We start from the raw sequence: 17137 nt of genomic DNA on the forward strand, positions 1-17137 counted from the left end.
CCGCTCAGGAGGCGCGGGGCGCGGGGGCCGGAGCGCTCGAGCCCGCGACGTGCAGCACGCACGGCAGCAGCACCTGCGTCAGCTCGGCAGCCGCGTCGGCACCCGTGCCCGCGTCCGTGCCATCACCGGCGGCGCCGGCAGCACCGGCACCCGCGTCGAGCCGGGCGACGAGCGCCTCGACGGCGAGGCGCGCCATCTCGGCCCCGGGCGCGTTCAGCGTGGTCATGGCCGGCTCGGTCGCGGCGCCGGCGGCGGTCGACGAGGCGAGCAGCACGACCGAGACGTCGCGCGGCACCTCACGCCCGCTCTCGGCGAGGCCGCTCTGCAGGCCGCCGGTCGCGTCGTCCTTCAGCATCAGCACCCCGGTGACGTCCGGCAGCGACTCGACCAGCTCGCGGGCCGCCTGCCGTCCGCCCGCGGCGGACTGCCCGCTCGTGACGATCGCCGAGCGGAGTCCGCGCCGCGCGATCGACGTGCGGAACGCCTCCTCCGTGCGGGCTGTCGGCCCATAACCGACGATGGGGGTTCCCGCGAAGTCCTCGAGCACGAGGCCGATGCTGCGGTGACCCAGCGACTGGAGGTGATCGAGGCCCTGTTCCACCGCCTCCTCGAAGTCCATGTCGACGTAGGGCACCCGGTCGTTCTGCGAGGTGCGCCCCATCGACACGAACGGGAGGCCGAGCTCGAGCAGCGCCTCGACACGCGAGTCGCGCAGCTGCACCTCCATGACGAGCACGCCGTCGAAGAGGCGCCCCGACACGAGCTCGCGCACGTCGTCGTCCGTCTGCCCGGTGGGCCAGAGCACGAGGTGGTAGCCGAGCTCTGAGGCGCGGGTGGCCGCGTTCATGAACATGTGCAGGGCGATGCCGCCCAGCCGCTGCTCGAGTGCGGGGAAGAGCAGGGCGATGATGCGGGTCCGCTTGCTGGCGAGGGCACGGGCGACGACGTTGTTCGTGTAGCCGAGCTCGCCCATGGCGTCGGTCACCCGCCGGTGGACCCCGGCCGACACGCTGCGCGACCCGTTCACCACGAACGACACCGTGGCGATCGACACCCCCGCCCGTGCGGCCACCTCTCGCATGGTCGCCACGTCTCTCCTTCGCTCGTCACCAGGCTAGTGCGGTGGACCCGCAGCGCAGACATCGGACGGATCCGTGTTAACCGCTTTACATGTAAAGCGGTTAACTGCTAGCTTCCCTGCAACGGAGCAGCGACGTCGCACTCCGCCTCTCGGGTCGACCCCCGGGTGGCCGACGTCGCCGGCCGCCCACCAGTCACCGAGAGAGAGCTGAGCAATGAAGCCTGCATCGATCCGCACCAGAACCCTCACCGCGACGGCGCTCGTCGCCGTCGTCCCCCTCGTCCTCGCCGGGTGCACCGGCGGAGGAGGCGGCGGGGGCGCGGCCGGCGGCCCGGTCGACAAGATCACCGTGGTCGACTACTACGGCGAGAACGACGAGAAGGTCATCACGACGTTCCTCGACCAGTGCGGCGCCGAGAACGGCGTCGAGATCGAGCGCACGATGGTGCCCGGCGGCTCGCTCATCCAGCGCGTGCTGCAGCAGGCGTCGTCGCGCACCCTGCCCGACGTGCTCATGCTCGACAACCCCGACCTCGCGCAGATCGCCGAGACGGGCGCCCTCGCCCCGCTGTCGCAGTTCGGGCTCGACGCCGAGGGCTACGCCGACGGCGTCGTGCAGTCGGGCACCTACGACGGCGAGCTCTACGGCCTCGCGCCGACCGTCAACACGATCGCGCTGTTCTACAACGTGCAGGCCCTGGCCGACGCCGGCGTCGAGCCGCCCACCACGTGGGACGAGCTCGAAACCGCCGCCGCAGCCCTCACCACCGGCGAGCGGTACGGCATGGCGGTCGACGCCAACGCGACCTACGAGGGCACCTGGCAGTTCCTGCCGTTCATGTGGTCGAACGGCGGAGACGAGAAGGACATCGCGACGCCCGAGACCGCCGAGGCGCTGCAGCTCTGGACCGATCTCGTCGCCGACGGCTCGATGTCGAAGAGCGTCGTCAACTGGACCCAGGCCGACGTCAACGACCAGTTCATGGCCGGCAAGACGGCGATGATGGTGAACGGCCCGTGGCAGCTGCCCGCGCTGAACGCGCAGACCGCGGTCGAGTACGGCGTGACCACGATCCCCGTGAAGGACGCCTCCGACACCGCGGTCGCCCCGCTCGGCGGCGAGGTGTGGACGGTGCCGCAGACCGGCGACGAGGCCCGTCAGGCCGTCGCAGCGAAGGTCGTCGAGTGCATGAACTCCGACGAGAACCAGCTCGCCATGGCCGAGCAGCGCAACACCATCCCCTCGAAGACGTCGGTCGCCGCCACCTACGCCGAGCAGCAGCCCGAGCAGGAGGCGTTCGTCACCCTGGTCGCGGGCGCCCGGTCGCGCACGGCGGAGCTCGGTGCCGACTGGCCCGCCGCCGCCACGGCCATCTACACCGCCGTGCAGGCCGCGCTGACCGGCCAGTCCTCGCCCGCCGAGGCCCTCGACGACGCGCAGCCGAGCGAGTGACATGACCACCGCCTCCTCGCTCGACACCCGCCCGGTCGCCGGCGCCGAGACCCCGGTCTCGCGTCGGCGGCCCGGCCGCGGCGGCTCCGGCTCGTCGCGCCCCGGCTCGTCGCGTCGCAGCACGGCCCGCCGCTGGGAGCGCGTCTCGCAGCTGCTGTTCGTGCTGCCGGCCGCCGCCTTCATCGTCCTGTTCTTCGGCTACCCGGTGCTGAAGAACCTGATCATGAGCTTCCAGGCCTACACGACGACGACCTTCTACACGGGCGAGGCGCCCTGGGTCGGGCTCGCCAACTACGCCGAGGTGCTCGGCTCGCAGCTCTTCGGCACGGCCCTGCTCAACACGGCGCTCTTCACCGTCGGCTCGATCGTCGGCCAGTTCGTCATCGGGCTGCTCTTCGCCCTGTTCTTCCGCCGGGCCTTCCCGCTCAACGGGATCCTCCGATCGCTCCTGCTGCTGCCCTGGCTGCTGCCGCTGATCGTCTCGAGCGCGATCTGGAAGTGGATCCTCGACCAGGACTCGGGGGTGCTCAACCAGTTCCTCGGCACCTTCGGCGTCCCCGCGGTGCCGTGGCTCACGAGCCCGAGCGTCGCCCTGCTGACCGTCGTGCTGGTCAACATCTGGATCGGCATCCCGTTCAACACGACCATCCTCTACGGCGGTCTGCAGGACATCCCCACCGAGCTCTACGAAGCCGCCTCGCTCGACGGGGCCACGGGCTGGAAGGGCTTCCGGCACGTGACGTGGCCGCTGCTGCGACCGGTCGTCAGCGTGGTGCTCGTGCTGGGCGTGGTCTACACGATCAAGGTGCTCGACATCATCCTCGGGCTGACGAACGGCGGGCCGGCGAACGCGACGCAGACCATCGCGACCCAGTCGTACAGCCTGTCGTTCCAGCAGTTCGACTTCGGGTCGGGGGCGGCGCTCAGCAACGTGCTGATCGTCATCTCGGCCGTGTTCGCCGTCGTGTACCTGCGACTCAACCGGAAGGCCGTCGATGAGTGAGACAGCCCTGCGCGTTCCGAGCACCCGGGCCGTCGCCCGTCGCGGCTCCGAGAGACGCCGACCCCTCTCGCGCCCCGAGGGGCCGAGGAAGTACCTGCTCACGGCCGTCGGCGTCCTGCTGCTCGCCGTGATGCTGTTCCCCGTCTACTGGATGGTCAACATCTCGCTGCAGCCGGCGGGCTCGGCCATCGAGGCCTCGTGGTTCCCGTTCGAGGCGCAGTTCGGCGGCTACGCCCAGGCGCTGGCCGACCAGGGCGGCAACCTGGTCACGAGTCTCGTGATCGCGCTCGGCAGCGTCGTGCTCAGTCTCGTGATCGCGACCCCCGCCTCCTACGCCCTGGCGCAGTTCAAGGTCCGAGGCGTCAACGCGGTGCTGTTCGCGATCCTGATCTCGCAGATGATCCCGGGGATCGTCGTCGCCAACGCGCTCTACGCGGCGTACAACGACATCGGTCTGCTCAACACGATCCCGGGGCTGATCCTGGCCGACTCGACCGCGGGGGTGCCGTTCGCGATCCTGATCATGCGGGCGTTCATGCTGAACATCCCGCCGTCGATCATCGAGGCGGCGAAGGTCGACGGAGCGAGCGACCTGCGGGCGTTCCGCAGCATCGTGCTGCCGATCAGCCGCAACTCGATGATCACCGCCGGGCTCTTCACGTTCCTGTTCACCTGGAGCGACTTCCTGATGGCGCTGACACTCACGACCACCGCCGACATCCGACCCATCACCCTCGGCATCTACCAGTACATCGGCACGTACACCGCCGACTGGTCGACCGTCATGGCCGCGGCCGTGCTCGCGTCGCTGCCCGCCATCGTGCTGCTGCTCGCGGCGCAGAGGTACATCGCCGCCGGGGCCACCGGCGGGGCCGTCAAGTGACGACGACCGACGACCACGAACGACGAACACACCACCTGAGAGAGAGAACACCGTGACCACGAACACACCCGGCCCCCTGCGCGTCACCGTCTGGGGCGAGAACGTCCACGAGAAGGTCGAGCAGCACGTCGCCGACCGCTACCCCGACGGGATGCACGGGGCGATCGCCGCCGGCCTCGGCGAGAACCTGCCGGACGCCGTCGTCCGCATCGCGACCATGGACCAGCCCGAGCACGGCCTCACCGAGGAGCTGCTCGCCGACACCGACGTGCTCACCTGGTGGGGTCACGCGGCGCACGGCGACGTGGACGACGAGATCGTCGAGCGGGTGCACCGGCACGTGCTCGCCGGCATGGGCCTGATCGTGCTGCACTCCGGCCACTGGTCGAAGATCTTCACGAAGCTGATGGGCACGACCTGCACGCTGCGCTGGCGCAGCGAGCACGATCAGGAGCTCGTCTGGACGGTCAACCCGCAGCACCCGATCACCCGCGGCGTGCCGAACCCGATCGTGATCCCCGAACAGGAGATGTACGGCGAGTACTTCGACGTCCCGACGCCCGACGAGCTGATCTTCATCTCGGGCTTCACCGGCGGCGAGGTGTTCCGCAGCGGCATGACGTACCGGCGGGGCTTCGGTCGCATCTTCTTCTTCTCGCCCGGCGACCAGGACTTCCCGGTGTACTTCCACCCCGACGTCCGCCGCGTCATCTCGAACGCCGCCGAGTGGGCGCGCCCCGACCGCGAGCGCGAGACGCCGACCCTGCTCCGCTACGACCTCGGCGAGTACTTCGACGGCAAGGACTACTCGGGCCCGATCGAGGAGCCGGCCGACGCATGAGCGCCCCGATCCCCGTGAACGAGACCCCCGCAGCCGAGTCCGCACCCGGGTCCGCACACGCACCCGGCGGCTTCCGCCGCGTCGACCGCCGAGGAGGCGCGCTGCGGGTCGTGCAGGTCGGCGCCGGCGAGATGGGGCGGGCCTGGCTCCGCACCGTCGCCGACTCCCCCGACGTCGAGCTGGTCGGCATCGTCGACCTCGATCTCGACGCCGCCCGCGCCGGAGCGCAGCACGCCGGTCTGCCCGATCTGCCCGTCGACCGCGACCTCGCCGCCCTGGTGGCCCGGGTCTCGCCCGACGCCGTGCTCGACGTGACGGTGCCGGTGGCGCACCACCCGGTGACGATGCAGGCGCTCCGCCTCGGTCTGCCGGTGCTCGGCGAGAAGCCGGCCGCGCAGAGCGTCGCCGAGGCCCTGTCGTTGACGGCGGCCGCCGAGGTGACGGGCGAGCTGTTCATGGTGTCGCAGTCGCGCCGCTACAACGACCAGCTGGTGGCGCTCAAGGCGCACGCCGAGCTGCTCGGCGAGGTGGGCATGGTGTCGACGTCGTTCGCGAAGGCGCCGCACTTCGGCGGGTTCCGCGAGCAGATGGACGACGTGCTGCTGCTCGACATGGCGATCCACGCGTTCGACTCGGCGCGCTATCTGATCGGTCGCGACCCGGTGTCGGTGTGGTGCGACTCGTGGAACCCCTCGTGGTCGTGGTACCGCGGAGACGCGGCGGCGAGCGCCGTGATCGGCTTCGAGGGCGGGGTCCGCTACAGCTACGACGGCTCGTGGTGCAGCCCCGGCGTCGAGACCTCGTGGAACGGCGCCTGGCGCGTCTCGGGCTCGGGCGGCACGGCCCTGTGGTCGGGCGACGACGAGCCGGTCAGCGAGATCGACGGCGCCCCCGGCGTCCCCGAGGCGCGACCGAGCGTGGGCGTCGAGATCGCGGGCTCGCTCGCGGCGTTCGCCCGGGCCCTCCGCACCGGCGAGCGCCCCGACGGCGAGGTGCACGGCAACGTGATGAGCCTCGTGATGGTCGAGGCGGCGATCCGGTCGACGCGATCCGGCGAGCGCGTGCTGGTGGACGACGTGCTCGAGCAGGCGCACCGCGAGGCCCTCGCGGCCGAGCGCGACCCCGAGGTGCGGGCGCGTCTCGAGTCGTGGACCTCGGTGCGCGCGGCCCTGCAGGGCGGGGCGTCGGCGACCGGGGCGGGGGCGGTCGACCCGGCCCGCGCCTCCTCGGCTCCGGAGCGGGAACGGCAGGAGGCGCGGTGACCGGGCAGGGCCGCCTCCGCTTCGCCCTCGTGGGTCACGGTTTCATGGGTGCGGCGCATTCGCAGGCCCTCCGCGTCGCCCCCGCCTTCTTCGACCTGCCGCTGGCGCCCGTGATGGCGACCCTGGTCGGTCGCGACGTCGCGGCCACCCGCGCGGCGGCCGGGCGGTGGGGGTGGGGGTCCACGGCGTCCGACTGGCGCGACGCGGTCGACGACCCCGACATCGACGTGATCGACATCTGCTCGCCGGGCTCGACGCACGTCGACATCGCGGTGGCCGCGCTCGAGGCCGGCAAGCACGTGCTCTGCGAGAAGCCGCTGGCCAACACGGTGGCCGAGGCCGAGCGGATGGCCGAGGCGGCCCGGCTCGCAGCCGAGCGCGGGGTGTTCGCGATGGTCGGCTTCTCGTACCGGCGGGTGCCGGCCGTGACCCTGGCCCGCGACATCGTGGCGGCGGGGCGCATCGGCGAGGTGCGTCAGGTGCGGGCTCAGTACCTGCAGGACTGGCTGATCGACGAGCGGGATCCGATGACCTGGCGGCTCGACAAGGCCGTCGCCGGTTCGGGCGCGCTCGGCGACATCGGGGCCCACGCGGTCGACGCGGCGCAGTTCGTGACCGGTCGGCGTCTCACCGACGTGTCGGGCACGCTGCACACCTTCGTGACCGAGCGGCCGCTGGTCGACGAGACCGTCGTCACCTCGGGTCTCGGCGGGGTGGCCGGCTCCGAGCGGGGTCGGGTGACCGTCGACGACGCCGCCTGGTTCACGGCCCGACTCGAGGGAGGCGCGATCGCGTCGGTCGAGGCCACCCGGTTCGCGACGGGTCGCAAGAACGCCTTCCGGCTCGAGGTCTCGGGCTCGCGGGGCGCCGTCGCGTTCGACCTCGAGCGGCCGAACGAGCTCGAGGTGCTCGAGGTCGACGGGCCCGAGTCGGGGTTCCGCCGCGTGCTCGTGACCGAGCCGCAGCACCCGTACGTCGACGCCTGGTGGCCGGCCGGCCACGGGCTCGGGTGGGAGCACGCGTTCACGCACCAGCTGCACGACCTCGTCGTGGCGCTGGCCGCCGGCACGCAGCCGGCCCCGTCGTTCGCCGACGGCCTGCAGGTGCAGCGCGTGCTGGCAGCCGTCGAGGCGTCCGACGCCGCGGACTCCGTCTGGCTGCCCGTGGAGCCGACCCGCGCCTCCTGACCCGCCGCGTATCGCGGACTCTGCCGAGACCCCACGAGATCACTGAGACCCCCGTGCGCGCACGGGGGTCTCAGTGATCTTCCGGGGTCTCGCGTCAGCCCTTCACGCCGCCGGCGCTGAGGCCCGACTGCCAGAACCTCTGCAGGAAGAGGAACGCCACCACGAGCGGCAGGATCGACACGAACGACCCCGTCAGCACGGTCGAGAACAGCACCTGGGCGCCGCCTCCGCCGGTCGCCGCCTGCTGCCACTGCGCCAGGCCGACCGTCGCCGGGAACAGGCTCGGGTCGTTCAACATGATCAGCGGCAGGAAGTAGTTGTTCCAGGTCGAGACGAGCGCGAACAGCAGCACCGTGACGATACCCGGGGCGAGCAGTCGCGACGAGATCGTCAGGAAGATGCGCAGCTCGCCGGCGCCGTCGATGCGCGCGGCCTCGAGCAGGCTGTCGTCGACGGCCTCGCTCGCGTAGACGCGCATCAGGTAGACGCCGAACGGGCTGACGAGCGACGGTAGGATGATCGCCCACGGGGTGTCGACCAGGTTCGCGGCGCTGAACAGCAGGTACGTCGGGATGGCCAGCGCCGTCAGCGGCACCATGACCGCCCCGAGGATCAGCCCGAACACGAACGACCGGCCCCGGAAGACGTACTTCGCGAGCGAGTAGCCGCACATCGTGGCCAGCAGCGCCGCGCCCACCGAGCTGGCCACGGCGTACAGCACCGTGTTGCCCATCCACTGCAGGAAGATGCCGTCCTGGAAGGTGAACAGCTGCGCGATGTTGTCGCCGAGCGCGAAGGTGCGCCCGAACGCCAGGCCGAACGTGCTGAAGATGTCGCCGTTCGTCTTCGTCGCCTGGATCGCGAGCCAGACCAGCGGCAGCAGGAAGTACGCGAGCGTGATCCAGAGGATGACGGTGAGCAGCGGCGTCTTCCGTTGGGAGCGCTCGACGCGACGACGGGGGCGTCGCCGACCCGCGCCTCCCGAGCTCTGCAGTCGGTCGGCGGGCCGGTCGACGGCGGTCGCGCCGGCGGTGTCGACGGGTGCGGGTGCGATCGTCACGACAGTCGCTCCTTGCGTGAGGTGGCGAGCTGCACCACGTAGCTGATGATCATGATGAGGAACCCGAGCAGGAACGCGATGGCCGCGGCGTAGTTGACGTCCTGGTTGCGGAACGCGACGTTGTACGCGTAGAGGTTCGGCGTGAAGTCCGAGCCGATCGCGTTCGGCGCGATGCTGTAGAGCAGGTTCGGCTCGTTGAACAGCTGGAACGACCCGATCACCGAGAAGATCACCGTCAGCAGGATCGCCGAGCGGATCGCGGGGATCTTGATGCTCCACGCCACACGCCAGGGCCCCGCGCCGTCGATCTCGGCGGCCTCGTACATCTCGGTCGGCACGCTGCGGAGGGCCGCGTAGAGCACGATCATGTTGTAGCCGATGAACTCCCAGCTGACGATGTTCATCGTGCTGCCGAGCACGTTCTGCGGCGAGAGCAGATCGGGGGCGGGCAGCCCGGCGCCCGTGAGCACCTGGGCGATCAGCCCCGACTCGCGGCCGTAGAGGTAGCCCCACATGAGCGTCGCGACGACACCGGGCACGGCGTACGGCACGAAGATCGCGAGACGGACGAACTTGCTGCCCGCGACCCGACCGGTGTCGAGCGCGAGGGCGATGAACAGGGCGATCACGAGCATGATCGGGACCTGCACGAACAGGAACAGCGCGACCCGGCCGAGACCGGCCCAGAAGCTCGGATCGTTCAGGGCCCGCTCGTAGTTGGCGAGCCCCGAGAAGACCTGCCCGCCGACCAGCTGCGACGTGAACGTGCTGAGGTACCCGGCGTAGCCGAGCGGCACGAGGAACATCGCGGCGAAGACGATCAGGAACGGGATGGCGAGGGCCCAGGCGGCGATCAGCTGGGGCCGGTGCAGCGTGCTGCTGCGTCGTGCGGTCGGGGGGCGGGTCGAGGAGGCGCGGGTCGCGTCGCGACGAGGGGTGACGGAGGTGGACATGGGGCTCCTTGCCGGGCTGGGCGGAGCCGCCCGCCGCCGCCGCCCGAGGGGGCGGGTCGACGACGACGGGCGGCTCCGGTGAGCGCTACTGGACGGTGAAGCCCTGCTGCTTCGCGTAGGCGGTGACGTCGTCCTGCCAGGCCGTGAGGGCGGCGGACATGTCGTCGTGGTCGGCGATGGCCTTGCCGAGCGTGTCGTTGTAGCTCGAGTAGACGTAGTCCATGAACGGCAGCCACTGGAAGTCGGTGCTGACCGTGTCCGAGACGCCGGCGAAGAGCTCGTTGACCTTCTGGCCGCCGTAGAACTCGCTGGCCGTGCCGGTGAACTCGTCGCTCGAGAGGGTGTCGGTCGTCGTCGGGAACAGGAACTGCTCGTTCGCGAAGGCGAGGGTCGACTCGGGATCGCTGTTGAGGAACTTGCTGAACTCGGCGGCCACGATCGGGTTCTGGGTTCCGGTGATCACGGCGTCGGACGATCCGCCCCAGTTGCCCGAGACGTCGTCGCCGGCCTCCCACTGGGGGATCTTCGCGGCGGTCCACTTGCCGCTGGTGTTCGCGGCCGTGCCCTGCAGGAACACGGGGCCCCAGGCGGCGGTCTGCCAGCTGGCGTACTTGCCCGACGAGAAGCCCTGGTACCAGGCGTCGGTGAAGTCGGCGTCGGTCGAGACGAGGTCCTGGTCGATGAGGTCCTGCCAGAAGGTGACGACCTTCTGCGTCTCGGCCGAGTCGAGGTCGATGCCGACGGTCTTGTCGCCGTCGTACGAGAACGGCTTGGCGCCGGCCTGCCAGAAGAGCCCGACGACCTGCCCGGGGTCGTTGCCCGGCAGGTTCGAGATGTACGAGCCGGTCTCGTCCTTCACGGTCTTCGCCTGCTCGGCGAACTCGTCCCACGTGGCGGGCGGGGCGGTGATGCCGGCCTGCTCGTAGATGTCCGAGCGGTAGAGGTTGCCGAGCGGACCGGAGTCCTGCGGCACCGACCAGACGCCGCGGTCGTCGGCGACCTGGTTCCAGACCCACTCGACGTACTTCGACTCGAGCTCCGCGCCTCCGTACGGGGTCAGGTCGACGAGACTGTTCGTCTGGCGGAACGACGGGATGTACTGGTACTCGATCTGCGCCACGTCGGGTGCGCCCTTGCCGGCCTTCAGCGCCGTGCGGAGCTTCGGGTACTGCGCCGTGCCCGTGCCGACGTTGACGACGTCGACGGTGATCTTCGGGTACTTCTTCTCGAAGAGGTCGACCTCCTTCTGGATGTCGGGCACCCAGGTCCAGAAGGTGATGGTCGTCTCGGTGTCCATCGCGGTGTCGATGTCGGCCTGCGAGACGGGGGCGGTGGTCTCTCCGCCATCCGCGCCTCCTCCGCCGCCGGGGGCGCACGCGGTCAGCGCGAACGCCGATGCGAGGGCCAGGGACACGAGCGCCGTTGCTGTGTTCTTCCGCTTCATGGTCTTCTCTCTCGGGGTGCGGCGTCTCGGGTGAGACGCCGGGGTCGGGGGTGTGTGGTGTGGGGGTCGGGGCCGCCGGTCAGCGCGCCGGGGCGTCCTCGACGCGTTCGAGGACGTGGGCCGAGCGGGGGGCGAGGGTCAGGGTGCCGCCGGCCGCGACGACCTCGCCGGTCTCGAGGTCGCGGACGGCGTGGGGCGCCGTGACCGAGGCCTCGTCGGCAGACCAGTTCGACACGAACGCGAGGTCGGCTCCCCCGGGGCGCGAGCCGGTCGTGACGGTGACCGTCTCGGTGGCGGCCCAGTCGACGGCCGCCGTCTGCGGGACGAGCCAGCGGGCGATGCTGCGCGACAGCTCGGGGTTCGGCACGGTGGCGACGTAGCTGACGCGACCGGCCCCGGAGGCGCGGGTCGTCATGACCGCGTCGGCGCCGATCTCGGTGGCCGGGAACCGCACGAGCACCTCGGCGTCGTCGACCTGCAGCACGTCGGCCCAGCGGGTGCCGGCCGAGCCGGGCTCGAGGGCGAGGCCGTCGGCGGGACCCGCGGTGCGCACCTCGAGCGGCGCGTCGAGGTTCGTGTACTCCTCGTACCAGACGCCCGCGGGGCCCGAGAGCCGGGCGGGGGCGACGTCGCGGCGGGCCCGGGCGAGCTGGTCGCCGTAGGCCGTGCGGACGCCGAGCACGAGGTGCCCGCCGGCCTCGGCGTAGGCGACGAGCGCGTCGAGGGTCGCGTCGTCGACGACGTAGAGGCCGGGCACGACGAGCACGGGGTGCTCGGCCGCGACCGCCGCGGGGTCCGCGGCGGCGAACTGCTCGACGTGCTGGATCCGCACCTGCGCACCCGACTCGGCGAGGCCCCGGTAGTGGGCGTCGAAGAGGTGCAGGTACGAGTCGGGGTCGGGGCCGCCGTCCGGCAGCGGCAGGGGCGGGTAGCCCTCGAACGACCACTTGGTGTCGGTGGACCAGAGCATGAGCACGTCGGCGGCCGGCGTGAATCCGTCCACCGCGCCTCCCACCTTCTTGAGGGTCGCGCCGAGGGCCGCGACCTCGCGGTGGATGCGCCCGGGGCGCTGGCTGTGCGGCAGCACGCCGCCCCAGTAGGTCTCGACGCCGAAGTGCAGCGTGTGCCAGTGCCAGTACTCGACCATCCGGGCGCCGCGGGCGACGAGCGCCAGCGCCGCCTGCTTGATCTGCCCGTCGAACGGCGGGTGGTTCTGCCAGGGTCCGCCGATCGACTGCGCGTTGGTCTCGGTGACGAGGAACGGCGCCTGCGCCGACGAGAACGCCCGGTCGCCCCACTGGTGCAGGGCCCAGACGCCGGTGTGCCACCAGCCGGCCTCACGGGGGATCTCGATGCCGCGGGTCAGGCCGTCCTGCATCTTGTAATAGGGGTTGCCGGCCGTCACGTCGAGGCTCTTCACGAGCCGGTCGTCGGCGACCTGGGGGCGGGCGTACGAGATGCAGGTGGTGACGAACTGGTCGTCGCGGGCGTACTCGCGCACGACGTCGGCCTGCCAGGCGATCAGCTCGTCGGCGAGCTCGCCCTGGAAGCGGCGCCACTCGAGGTCGTACTGCGGCTGCACGTTGCCGTCGGGCCGCCAGAGCTGCGACCACTCGGTGATCCGGTGCGACCAGTAGACGAGACCCCACTCGTCGTTGAGGCTCTCGACCGTGCCGTAGCGGCGCTGCAGCCAGGCCAGGAACCGCTGGAAGACCTGCTCGTTGCGGGGCAGCTCGTTGCCGGGCTCGTTGTCGACCTGCCAGCCGACGACGGCGGGGTGGTCGGCGTACCGGGCGGCGACCCGGCGGACGACCCGCTCGGCGTAGAAGCGGTAGGCGGGGTGGCTCTGGTCCATCTCCTGGCGGGCCCCCCAGCCGGCACGGACCCCGGAGGTGCGCTCGGCCGCGATCTCGGGGTGCAGCACCTGCAGCCACGGCGGCACGGCGTAGGTGGGCGTGCCGAGGATCACCGAGATGCCGCGCGACTGGGCGCCGTCGAGCACGGGCTGCAGCCAGTCGAGGTCGAACTCGCCCTCGCGGGGCTCCCACGTCGACCAGACCGACTCGCCCACGCGGATCACGGTGAAGCCCGCCTCGACCATGAGGTCGAGGTCGCGGTCGAGGGTGCCTGCCTGCTGGTACTCGGCGTAGTAGGCGGCCCCGAAGAGGACTCCGGAGTGGCGGGGTGCTGACGTCATCGTCGACCTGTCTGCTCGTGCGGATCGTCATCGATCCGCGGCTGCTGGCGTGCTCGTGGTGCGCGGTGATCCGGCGATGTTGTCGATAACATCGGCGTTGATGAGGAAGCTAGTCGAGCCGCCGACGTCGCGCAAGAGGCAATCCGGCGGCGTGACCCGACCGTGATGCGGCGGTGGGCGACGGGGCCGGCGGTGCGGCGCGGGTGGCTGCGTCTCGCGTGGCCGGTGCCCCCGCGATGCGCCTCGGACGGCGACGACGCGTCAGGCGCTGGGCGGGGCCGTGGAGGCGCGGGTCACCAGGGCCGGGGTCGGCACGTGGATCACGGGGTCGGTCTCGCGCCCCTCGATGCGGGCGATCAGCGAGCTGACCACGAGCACGCCCTCGCGGGCGAAGTCCAGGTCGACCGTCGTGAGGGGCGGGACCATGTAGCGCGCCTCCGGGGCGTCGTCGTTGCCCACGACGCTGACGTCGCCGGGCACCGAGACGCCGGCCTCGGCGAGCGCCGCGAGCAGACCCATCGCCATGGTGTCGTTCGCGACCGCGACGGCGGTGGCGCCTCCGTCGCGGGACCGACCCGCGCCTCCCGGGGTGCCGAGCGCGCCCTCGTCGAGCAGACGGCGGGCCGCGGCGAAGCCCGACTCGGCCGACCAGTCGCCCGTGGCGCTCGAGACGACCTCGCCTCCCCCGGCGGTGAAGGCGACGGTGAAGCCCTCCTGGCGCTCCCGGGCGACGAGCCACTGCTCGGGCCCGGCGACGTAGGCGGCCCGGCGGTGCCCGAGCTCGATGAGGTGCTCGGCGGCGACGCGACCGGCGCGGACGCCGAGCGACTCGCCGGTGCCGTCGACGACGAGGCCGAAGTCGCGGCCCACGGGCATCGAGATGTCGCGCTGCTCGACGGCGGTGCGGGCGATCGCGGTCTGGGCCATGAGCACGAGCCCGGCGATCTGCTGGCTGAGCACGAGATCGAGGGCCTCGCGGACGCTGCGCTCGTCGCCGCCGTCCATCGTGACGATGTCGGTGACGTAGCCGAGGTCGCGCGCGGCCTCGGTGGCGCTGGCGATCGTGCGGGCCGGCCCCGAGAGGTGCATGTTGTCGGCCAGGAGCGCGATGCGGTTCGTGCGCTTGAGGCGGAGGAACCTCGCTGCGCTGTTCGGCCGGTACTCCAGCTCGGCCAGGGCCGCCTCGACCTTGGCGCGGGTCTCGGGCCGGATGCCCTCGAAGCCGCGCAGGAACCGGCTCACCGTCTGGTGCGAGACGCCCGCTCGGGTCGCCACGTCGTAGATCGTGGCGTCGGGCATGCCCCGAGGGTAGTGGGCGCGGGCCCGCCCCGCGCACGCGACGTCGGTCCGAAGACGCCCCTCGGAGGGCGCCGAAGGGCGGCTTCTGCCCACCCTCGCCGTGCCGCGCCGCGCCGCGTGGAGCCCACCTGCTCTCGTGCCCCGCGCCTCCTCGACCACGAACCGCGAACGCGAACGCCGCGCTGAACCCGATCAACCGGGGTTCATCGTCGCGGTTCGCGTCAAGCGGGCGCAGGTCAGCGGGGCTGCGCGGGGTTCGTCGGGTCGCCCTGCGACGGCGGGTTCATCGCCGGCCCGCTGGTGGACGGGTCGACCGGCGAGCCTCCCGCGGGCGCCGCCCCGACCGACGGCTCGTCATCGGGCAGACCGTCGCTCGGCCGGGCGCCGGCGCGGAGGCGCGATAGCCGCGCCTCGAGCAGCTGCACGACCGGCAGCCGGTCGCCGTGCGCCCTCTCGTGGTCGAGCAGCGCCGTCACGCCGGTCTCGTCGAGGGAGTGCAACCGCGTCTCGAGGGTGCCGAGCGGCAGGTGGTCTTAGTCGGGCAGGGGCAGGTCGGACTTCTCGGTCATCGGATCTCCTCGTCATCTCGGGAACAGAGCGTGCGGTGCGATCAGGAGTCGCGGTGCGAGCAGGAGGCCCGGCGCCAGAAGACGCGGCGCCAGCCGGAAGGCGCGACGCCACCGCTGAGCCGGCGTCGCCACGGGTCTCAGCCGGCGTCGCCCCCGCCCCCGCCCCCGCCACCGGGCGTCGGCGGCCCGACGGGCCAGCGCAGCAGCGCCCCGATGCCCCCGTCGCCGGGCAGCGACCCGGCGCTCGCCAGCACCACGCGGGCGTCGGTGAGCAGGGCCGCCCTCGCGAGGGCGGAGGCGGCCGGCAGCTCGCCGAGCACCTCGGCGTCGAGCGCGCCCTCGGGCGCCGATGCGACCCAGGGGACGTCGCCGAGCGCGAGCAGGGTGCGGTCGTCGAACGCGTCGGGGTCGAGCAGCAGGGTGTCGACCTGAGCCGAGGCGAGCGCGGTCACGACCTCGCCGAGCCGGTCGACGGCCGTCCCGTCGCCGCGACCGAGGCGGGCGCGCAGCAGGTCGAGCGAGTCGTGCACGCGCTGGGCGACGATGCGCGCGAGGGCCACCTCGACCTGCGACACGAGCGCGTCGTCCGCGGCGTCGGGGGCCCGCGTGTCGGAGGGGACGACCGAGAGCATCGCCCTGGTCTCCTCCGACAGCTCGAGCTCGAGCAGCTGCCGTGCGCGGATGTCGCCCGCGACCACGACGAGCCCGGCCGACGTTCGGCGCACGGTCGCGTCGATGGCGGCGCCGAGCTCGCCGACGTTCTGCCGCCAGAGCTCCTCCGTGTGCGACTGCATGCGCTTGTGCGCCCATCCGCCGCCCCGGATCTTGTGCAGGGTGTCGGTGCGTCCCTGCAGCTGCTGCTCGCTCTGCACCTCGCCGTGGCCGAAGCGGTACACGCGGAACCCGCCGCCGTCGCGACCCACCTCGACCACGAGGAACGTCAGGTCGAGGGGCCGGTGGGCCACCAGCGGCAGCACATCGGGCACGAGCCCGTGGCCGATCCGGTCGGAGGCCTTCGCCGGACCGGGCAGCACCTCGCTCACGACGACCTCGCCGTCCTGCACGAGCACGTACCGGCTGACCGGGGCGGCGACCCCGGGCGGTTCGATCAGCTCGTCGGCGATCGCCTCGGCGTCCGCCTCCGGGGCGCCACGGGCGACGAGCTCGTCGATGGTGGCGGTGGCGGTGCTCTCGGCCCAGCCCCGGGGGTCGTCGCGGTCGGCGGACACGTCGCGGTACGCCCACGTCGAGGGTCGGCCCCCCCGGAGGACGGGGGCGACGGCATCGCGCATCCCGGTGTCGGTCATCGCTGCTCCTCGGCGACGTCGGTGACGGGCTGGCCGGGCGCTCCGGGGTCCGAGCCGTCGGGCTCGCCCCGCTCGGGCGAGACGTCGCTCGGGGTCTCGGTCGTCAGCACGACGGGGTCGGCGGTGAGCCCGGCGGCGGTCTCGCTGAGCGTGCTCTCGTCGCCCTCGGTGTCGGCGACGGACGCCTCGGGGGTGCTGTCGGTCGTGTCGTCGACGAGGGCGCCGTCCATCCCGGAGGCCTGGAGCACCTCCGCCGAGTCGGTGTCGTCGGGCAGCGGCTCGGTCTGGCGCGCCTCGTCGACGTGACCGGCGCCTCCCTGGCCCTGCACGATGCCCTGGGCCTCGTGCCGCAGCTGCTCGTCCTGCTCGGGATCGTGCTTCGTGCTGCCTCGCTCGATCATGCGGCCGCCTCCGTCGTCGCGGCGGTCGGATGGGCGCCGGGCACGGCGGCCGCGGCCCCGTGTCGGTGCTCGGCTCCGACGTGGCGCCTCATCGTGGAGGCCCTGCTCGCGACGGAGATCAGGAGGACGTAAGCGACGATGCGGGCGAAGCCGCGTGTGGGGATCGGCATGCCCCCCGTTCTAGGCCGTCGCGGCCG

16 protein-coding genes are annotated in these 17137 nt (G+C 72.1%); 6 read left to right on the plus strand and 10 right to left on the minus strand.

Translation table 11 applies throughout. The annotated features are described in order from the left end of the window. Positions 1 to 4: 4 nt before the first annotated feature. On the minus strand, positions 5 to 1081 hold the full coding sequence (locus ASF17_RS09620) for a LacI family DNA-binding transcriptional regulator (RefSeq protein WP_055800606.1): 1077 nt from the start codon (positions 1079 to 1081) through the stop codon (positions 5 to 7). A 214-nt stretch (positions 1082 to 1295) separates the two neighbouring features. Between ASF17_RS09620 and ASF17_RS09625 the strand changes: the two genes are divergently transcribed. The 6 genes from ASF17_RS09625 to ASF17_RS09650 are packed head-to-tail and all read left to right on the plus strand — an operon-like array spanning position 1296 to position 7710. Further along, a complete protein-coding gene (locus ASF17_RS09625; protein WP_055798860.1) occupies positions 1296 to 2534 on the plus strand; it encodes a sugar ABC transporter substrate-binding protein in 1239 nt (412 codons plus the stop codon). A gap of 1 nt (position 2535) precedes the next feature. After that, positions 2536 to 3537, plus strand: a complete 1002-nt coding sequence (locus ASF17_RS09630) for a carbohydrate ABC transporter permease (RefSeq protein WP_055798864.1) — start codon at positions 2536 to 2538, stop codon at positions 3535 to 3537. After that, positions 3530 to 4420, plus strand: coding sequence for a carbohydrate ABC transporter permease (locus tag ASF17_RS09635; RefSeq protein ID WP_055798868.1), 891 nt, complete (start codon positions 3530 to 3532; stop codon positions 4418 to 4420). Before ASF17_RS09630 ends, ASF17_RS09635 begins: the two co-directional genes overlap by 8 nt. 52 nt (positions 4421 to 4472) lie before the next feature. Continuing rightward, on the plus strand, positions 4473 to 5261 hold the full coding sequence (locus tag ASF17_RS09640) for a ThuA domain-containing protein (RefSeq protein WP_055798871.1): 789 nt from the start codon (positions 4473 to 4475) through the stop codon (positions 5259 to 5261). After that, positions 5258 to 6523 carry a Gfo/Idh/MocA family protein gene (locus ASF17_RS09645; RefSeq protein WP_082475251.1) on the plus strand — a complete coding sequence of 422 codons (1266 nt, stop codon included), beginning with the start codon at positions 5258 to 5260 and terminating at the stop codon, positions 6521 to 6523. Before ASF17_RS09640 ends, ASF17_RS09645 begins: the two co-directional genes overlap by 4 nt. Next, entirely contained in the window at positions 6520 to 7710 is a 1191-nt protein-coding gene (locus ASF17_RS09650) for a Gfo/Idh/MocA family protein (protein WP_082475351.1), read from the plus strand. Before ASF17_RS09645 ends, ASF17_RS09650 begins: the two co-directional genes overlap by 4 nt. A 94-nt stretch (positions 7711 to 7804) precedes the next feature. Here ASF17_RS09650 and ASF17_RS09655 read toward each other — a convergent pair whose 3' ends face one another. The 9 genes from ASF17_RS09655 to ASF17_RS15555 all read right to left on the minus strand — a co-directional run bounded on the left by ASF17_RS09655 (position 7805) and on the right by ASF17_RS15555 (position 17110). Continuing rightward, on the minus strand, positions 7805 to 8770 hold the full coding sequence (locus ASF17_RS09655; protein ID WP_369814521.1) for a carbohydrate ABC transporter permease: 966 nt from the start codon (positions 8768 to 8770) through the stop codon (positions 7805 to 7807). Beyond that, positions 8767 to 9723, minus strand: coding sequence for a carbohydrate ABC transporter permease (locus tag ASF17_RS09660; RefSeq protein ID WP_055798875.1), 957 nt, complete (start codon positions 9721 to 9723; stop codon positions 8767 to 8769). The genes ASF17_RS09655 and ASF17_RS09660 overlap by 4 nt, the downstream gene beginning before the upstream one ends. An 85-nt stretch (positions 9724 to 9808) precedes the next feature. Continuing rightward, positions 9809 to 11167, minus strand: a complete 1359-nt coding sequence (locus ASF17_RS09665; protein WP_055798878.1) for an ABC transporter substrate-binding protein — start codon at positions 11165 to 11167, stop codon at positions 9809 to 9811. Positions 11168 to 11246: 79 nt separating this feature from the next. After that, on the minus strand, positions 11247 to 13364 hold the full coding sequence (locus tag ASF17_RS09670; RefSeq protein ID WP_055798881.1) for a beta-galactosidase: 2118 nt from the start codon (positions 13362 to 13364) through the stop codon (positions 11247 to 11249). Between the two features lie 261 nt (positions 13365 to 13625). Further along, positions 13626 to 14663 carry a LacI family DNA-binding transcriptional regulator gene (locus ASF17_RS09675; protein WP_055798884.1) on the minus strand — a complete coding sequence of 346 codons (1038 nt, stop codon included), beginning with the start codon at positions 14661 to 14663 and terminating at the stop codon, positions 13626 to 13628. Between the two features lie 236 nt (positions 14664 to 14899). After that, positions 14900 to 15163 (minus strand): hypothetical protein, encoded by a 264-nt coding sequence (locus ASF17_RS09680; protein WP_235476520.1) that lies wholly within the window; start codon positions 15161 to 15163, stop codon positions 14900 to 14902. Between the two features lie 206 nt (positions 15164 to 15369). Continuing rightward, a complete protein-coding gene (locus tag ASF17_RS09685; RefSeq protein ID WP_055798887.1) occupies positions 15370 to 16539 on the minus strand; it encodes a baeRF2 domain-containing protein in 1170 nt (389 codons plus the stop codon). After that, positions 16536 to 16940, minus strand: a complete 405-nt coding sequence (locus ASF17_RS09690; RefSeq protein ID WP_055798890.1) for a hypothetical protein — start codon at positions 16938 to 16940, stop codon at positions 16536 to 16538. The genes ASF17_RS09685 and ASF17_RS09690 overlap by 4 nt, the downstream gene beginning before the upstream one ends. Further along, entirely contained in the window at positions 16937 to 17110 is a 174-nt protein-coding gene (locus ASF17_RS15555) for a hypothetical protein (RefSeq protein ID WP_156357379.1), read from the minus strand. Before ASF17_RS15555 ends, ASF17_RS09690 begins: the two co-directional genes overlap by 4 nt. Between the last annotated feature and the right edge of the window lie 27 nt (positions 17111 to 17137).

This window comes from Frigoribacterium sp. Leaf263 (genome assembly GCF_001422285.1).
GTDB lineage: Bacteria > Actinomycetota > Actinomycetes > Actinomycetales > Microbacteriaceae > Frigoribacterium.

Coding starts and splice junctions, on each gene's coding strand:
- ASF17_RS09620 (WP_055800606.1), bottom strand. CDS start 1,081: ATGCGAGAGGTGGCCGCACGGGCGGGGGTGTCGATCGCCACGGTGTCG.
- ASF17_RS09625 (WP_055798860.1), top strand. CDS start 1,296: ATGAAGCCTGCATCGATCCGCACCAGAACCCTCACCGCGACGGCGCTC.
- ASF17_RS09630 (WP_055798864.1), top strand. CDS start 2,536: ATGACCACCGCCTCCTCGCTCGACACCCGCCCGGTCGCCGGCGCCGAG.
- ASF17_RS09635 (WP_055798868.1), top strand. CDS start 3,530: ATGAGTGAGACAGCCCTGCGCGTTCCGAGCACCCGGGCCGTCGCCCGT.
- ASF17_RS09645 (WP_082475251.1), top strand. CDS start 5,258: ATGAGCGCCCCGATCCCCGTGAACGAGACCCCCGCAGCCGAGTCCGCA.
- ASF17_RS09660 (WP_055798875.1), bottom strand. CDS start 9,723: ATGTCCACCTCCGTCACCCCTCGTCGCGACGCGACCCGCGCCTCCTCG.
- ASF17_RS09665 (WP_055798878.1), bottom strand. CDS start 11,167: ATGAAGCGGAAGAACACAGCAACGGCGCTCGTGTCCCTGGCCCTCGCA.
- ASF17_RS09670 (WP_055798881.1), bottom strand. CDS start 13,364: ATGACGTCAGCACCCCGCCACTCCGGAGTCCTCTTCGGGGCCGCCTAC.
- ASF17_RS09675 (WP_055798884.1), bottom strand. CDS start 14,663: ATGCCCGACGCCACGATCTACGACGTGGCGACCCGAGCGGGCGTCTCG.
- ASF17_RS09685 (WP_055798887.1), bottom strand. CDS start 16,539: ATGACCGACACCGGGATGCGCGATGCCGTCGCCCCCGTCCTCCGGGGG.
- ASF17_RS09690 (WP_055798890.1), bottom strand. CDS start 16,940: ATGATCGAGCGAGGCAGCACGAAGCACGATCCCGAGCAGGACGAGCAG.
- ASF17_RS15555 (WP_156357379.1), bottom strand. CDS start 17,110: ATGCCGATCCCCACACGCGGCTTCGCCCGCATCGTCGCTTACGTCCTC.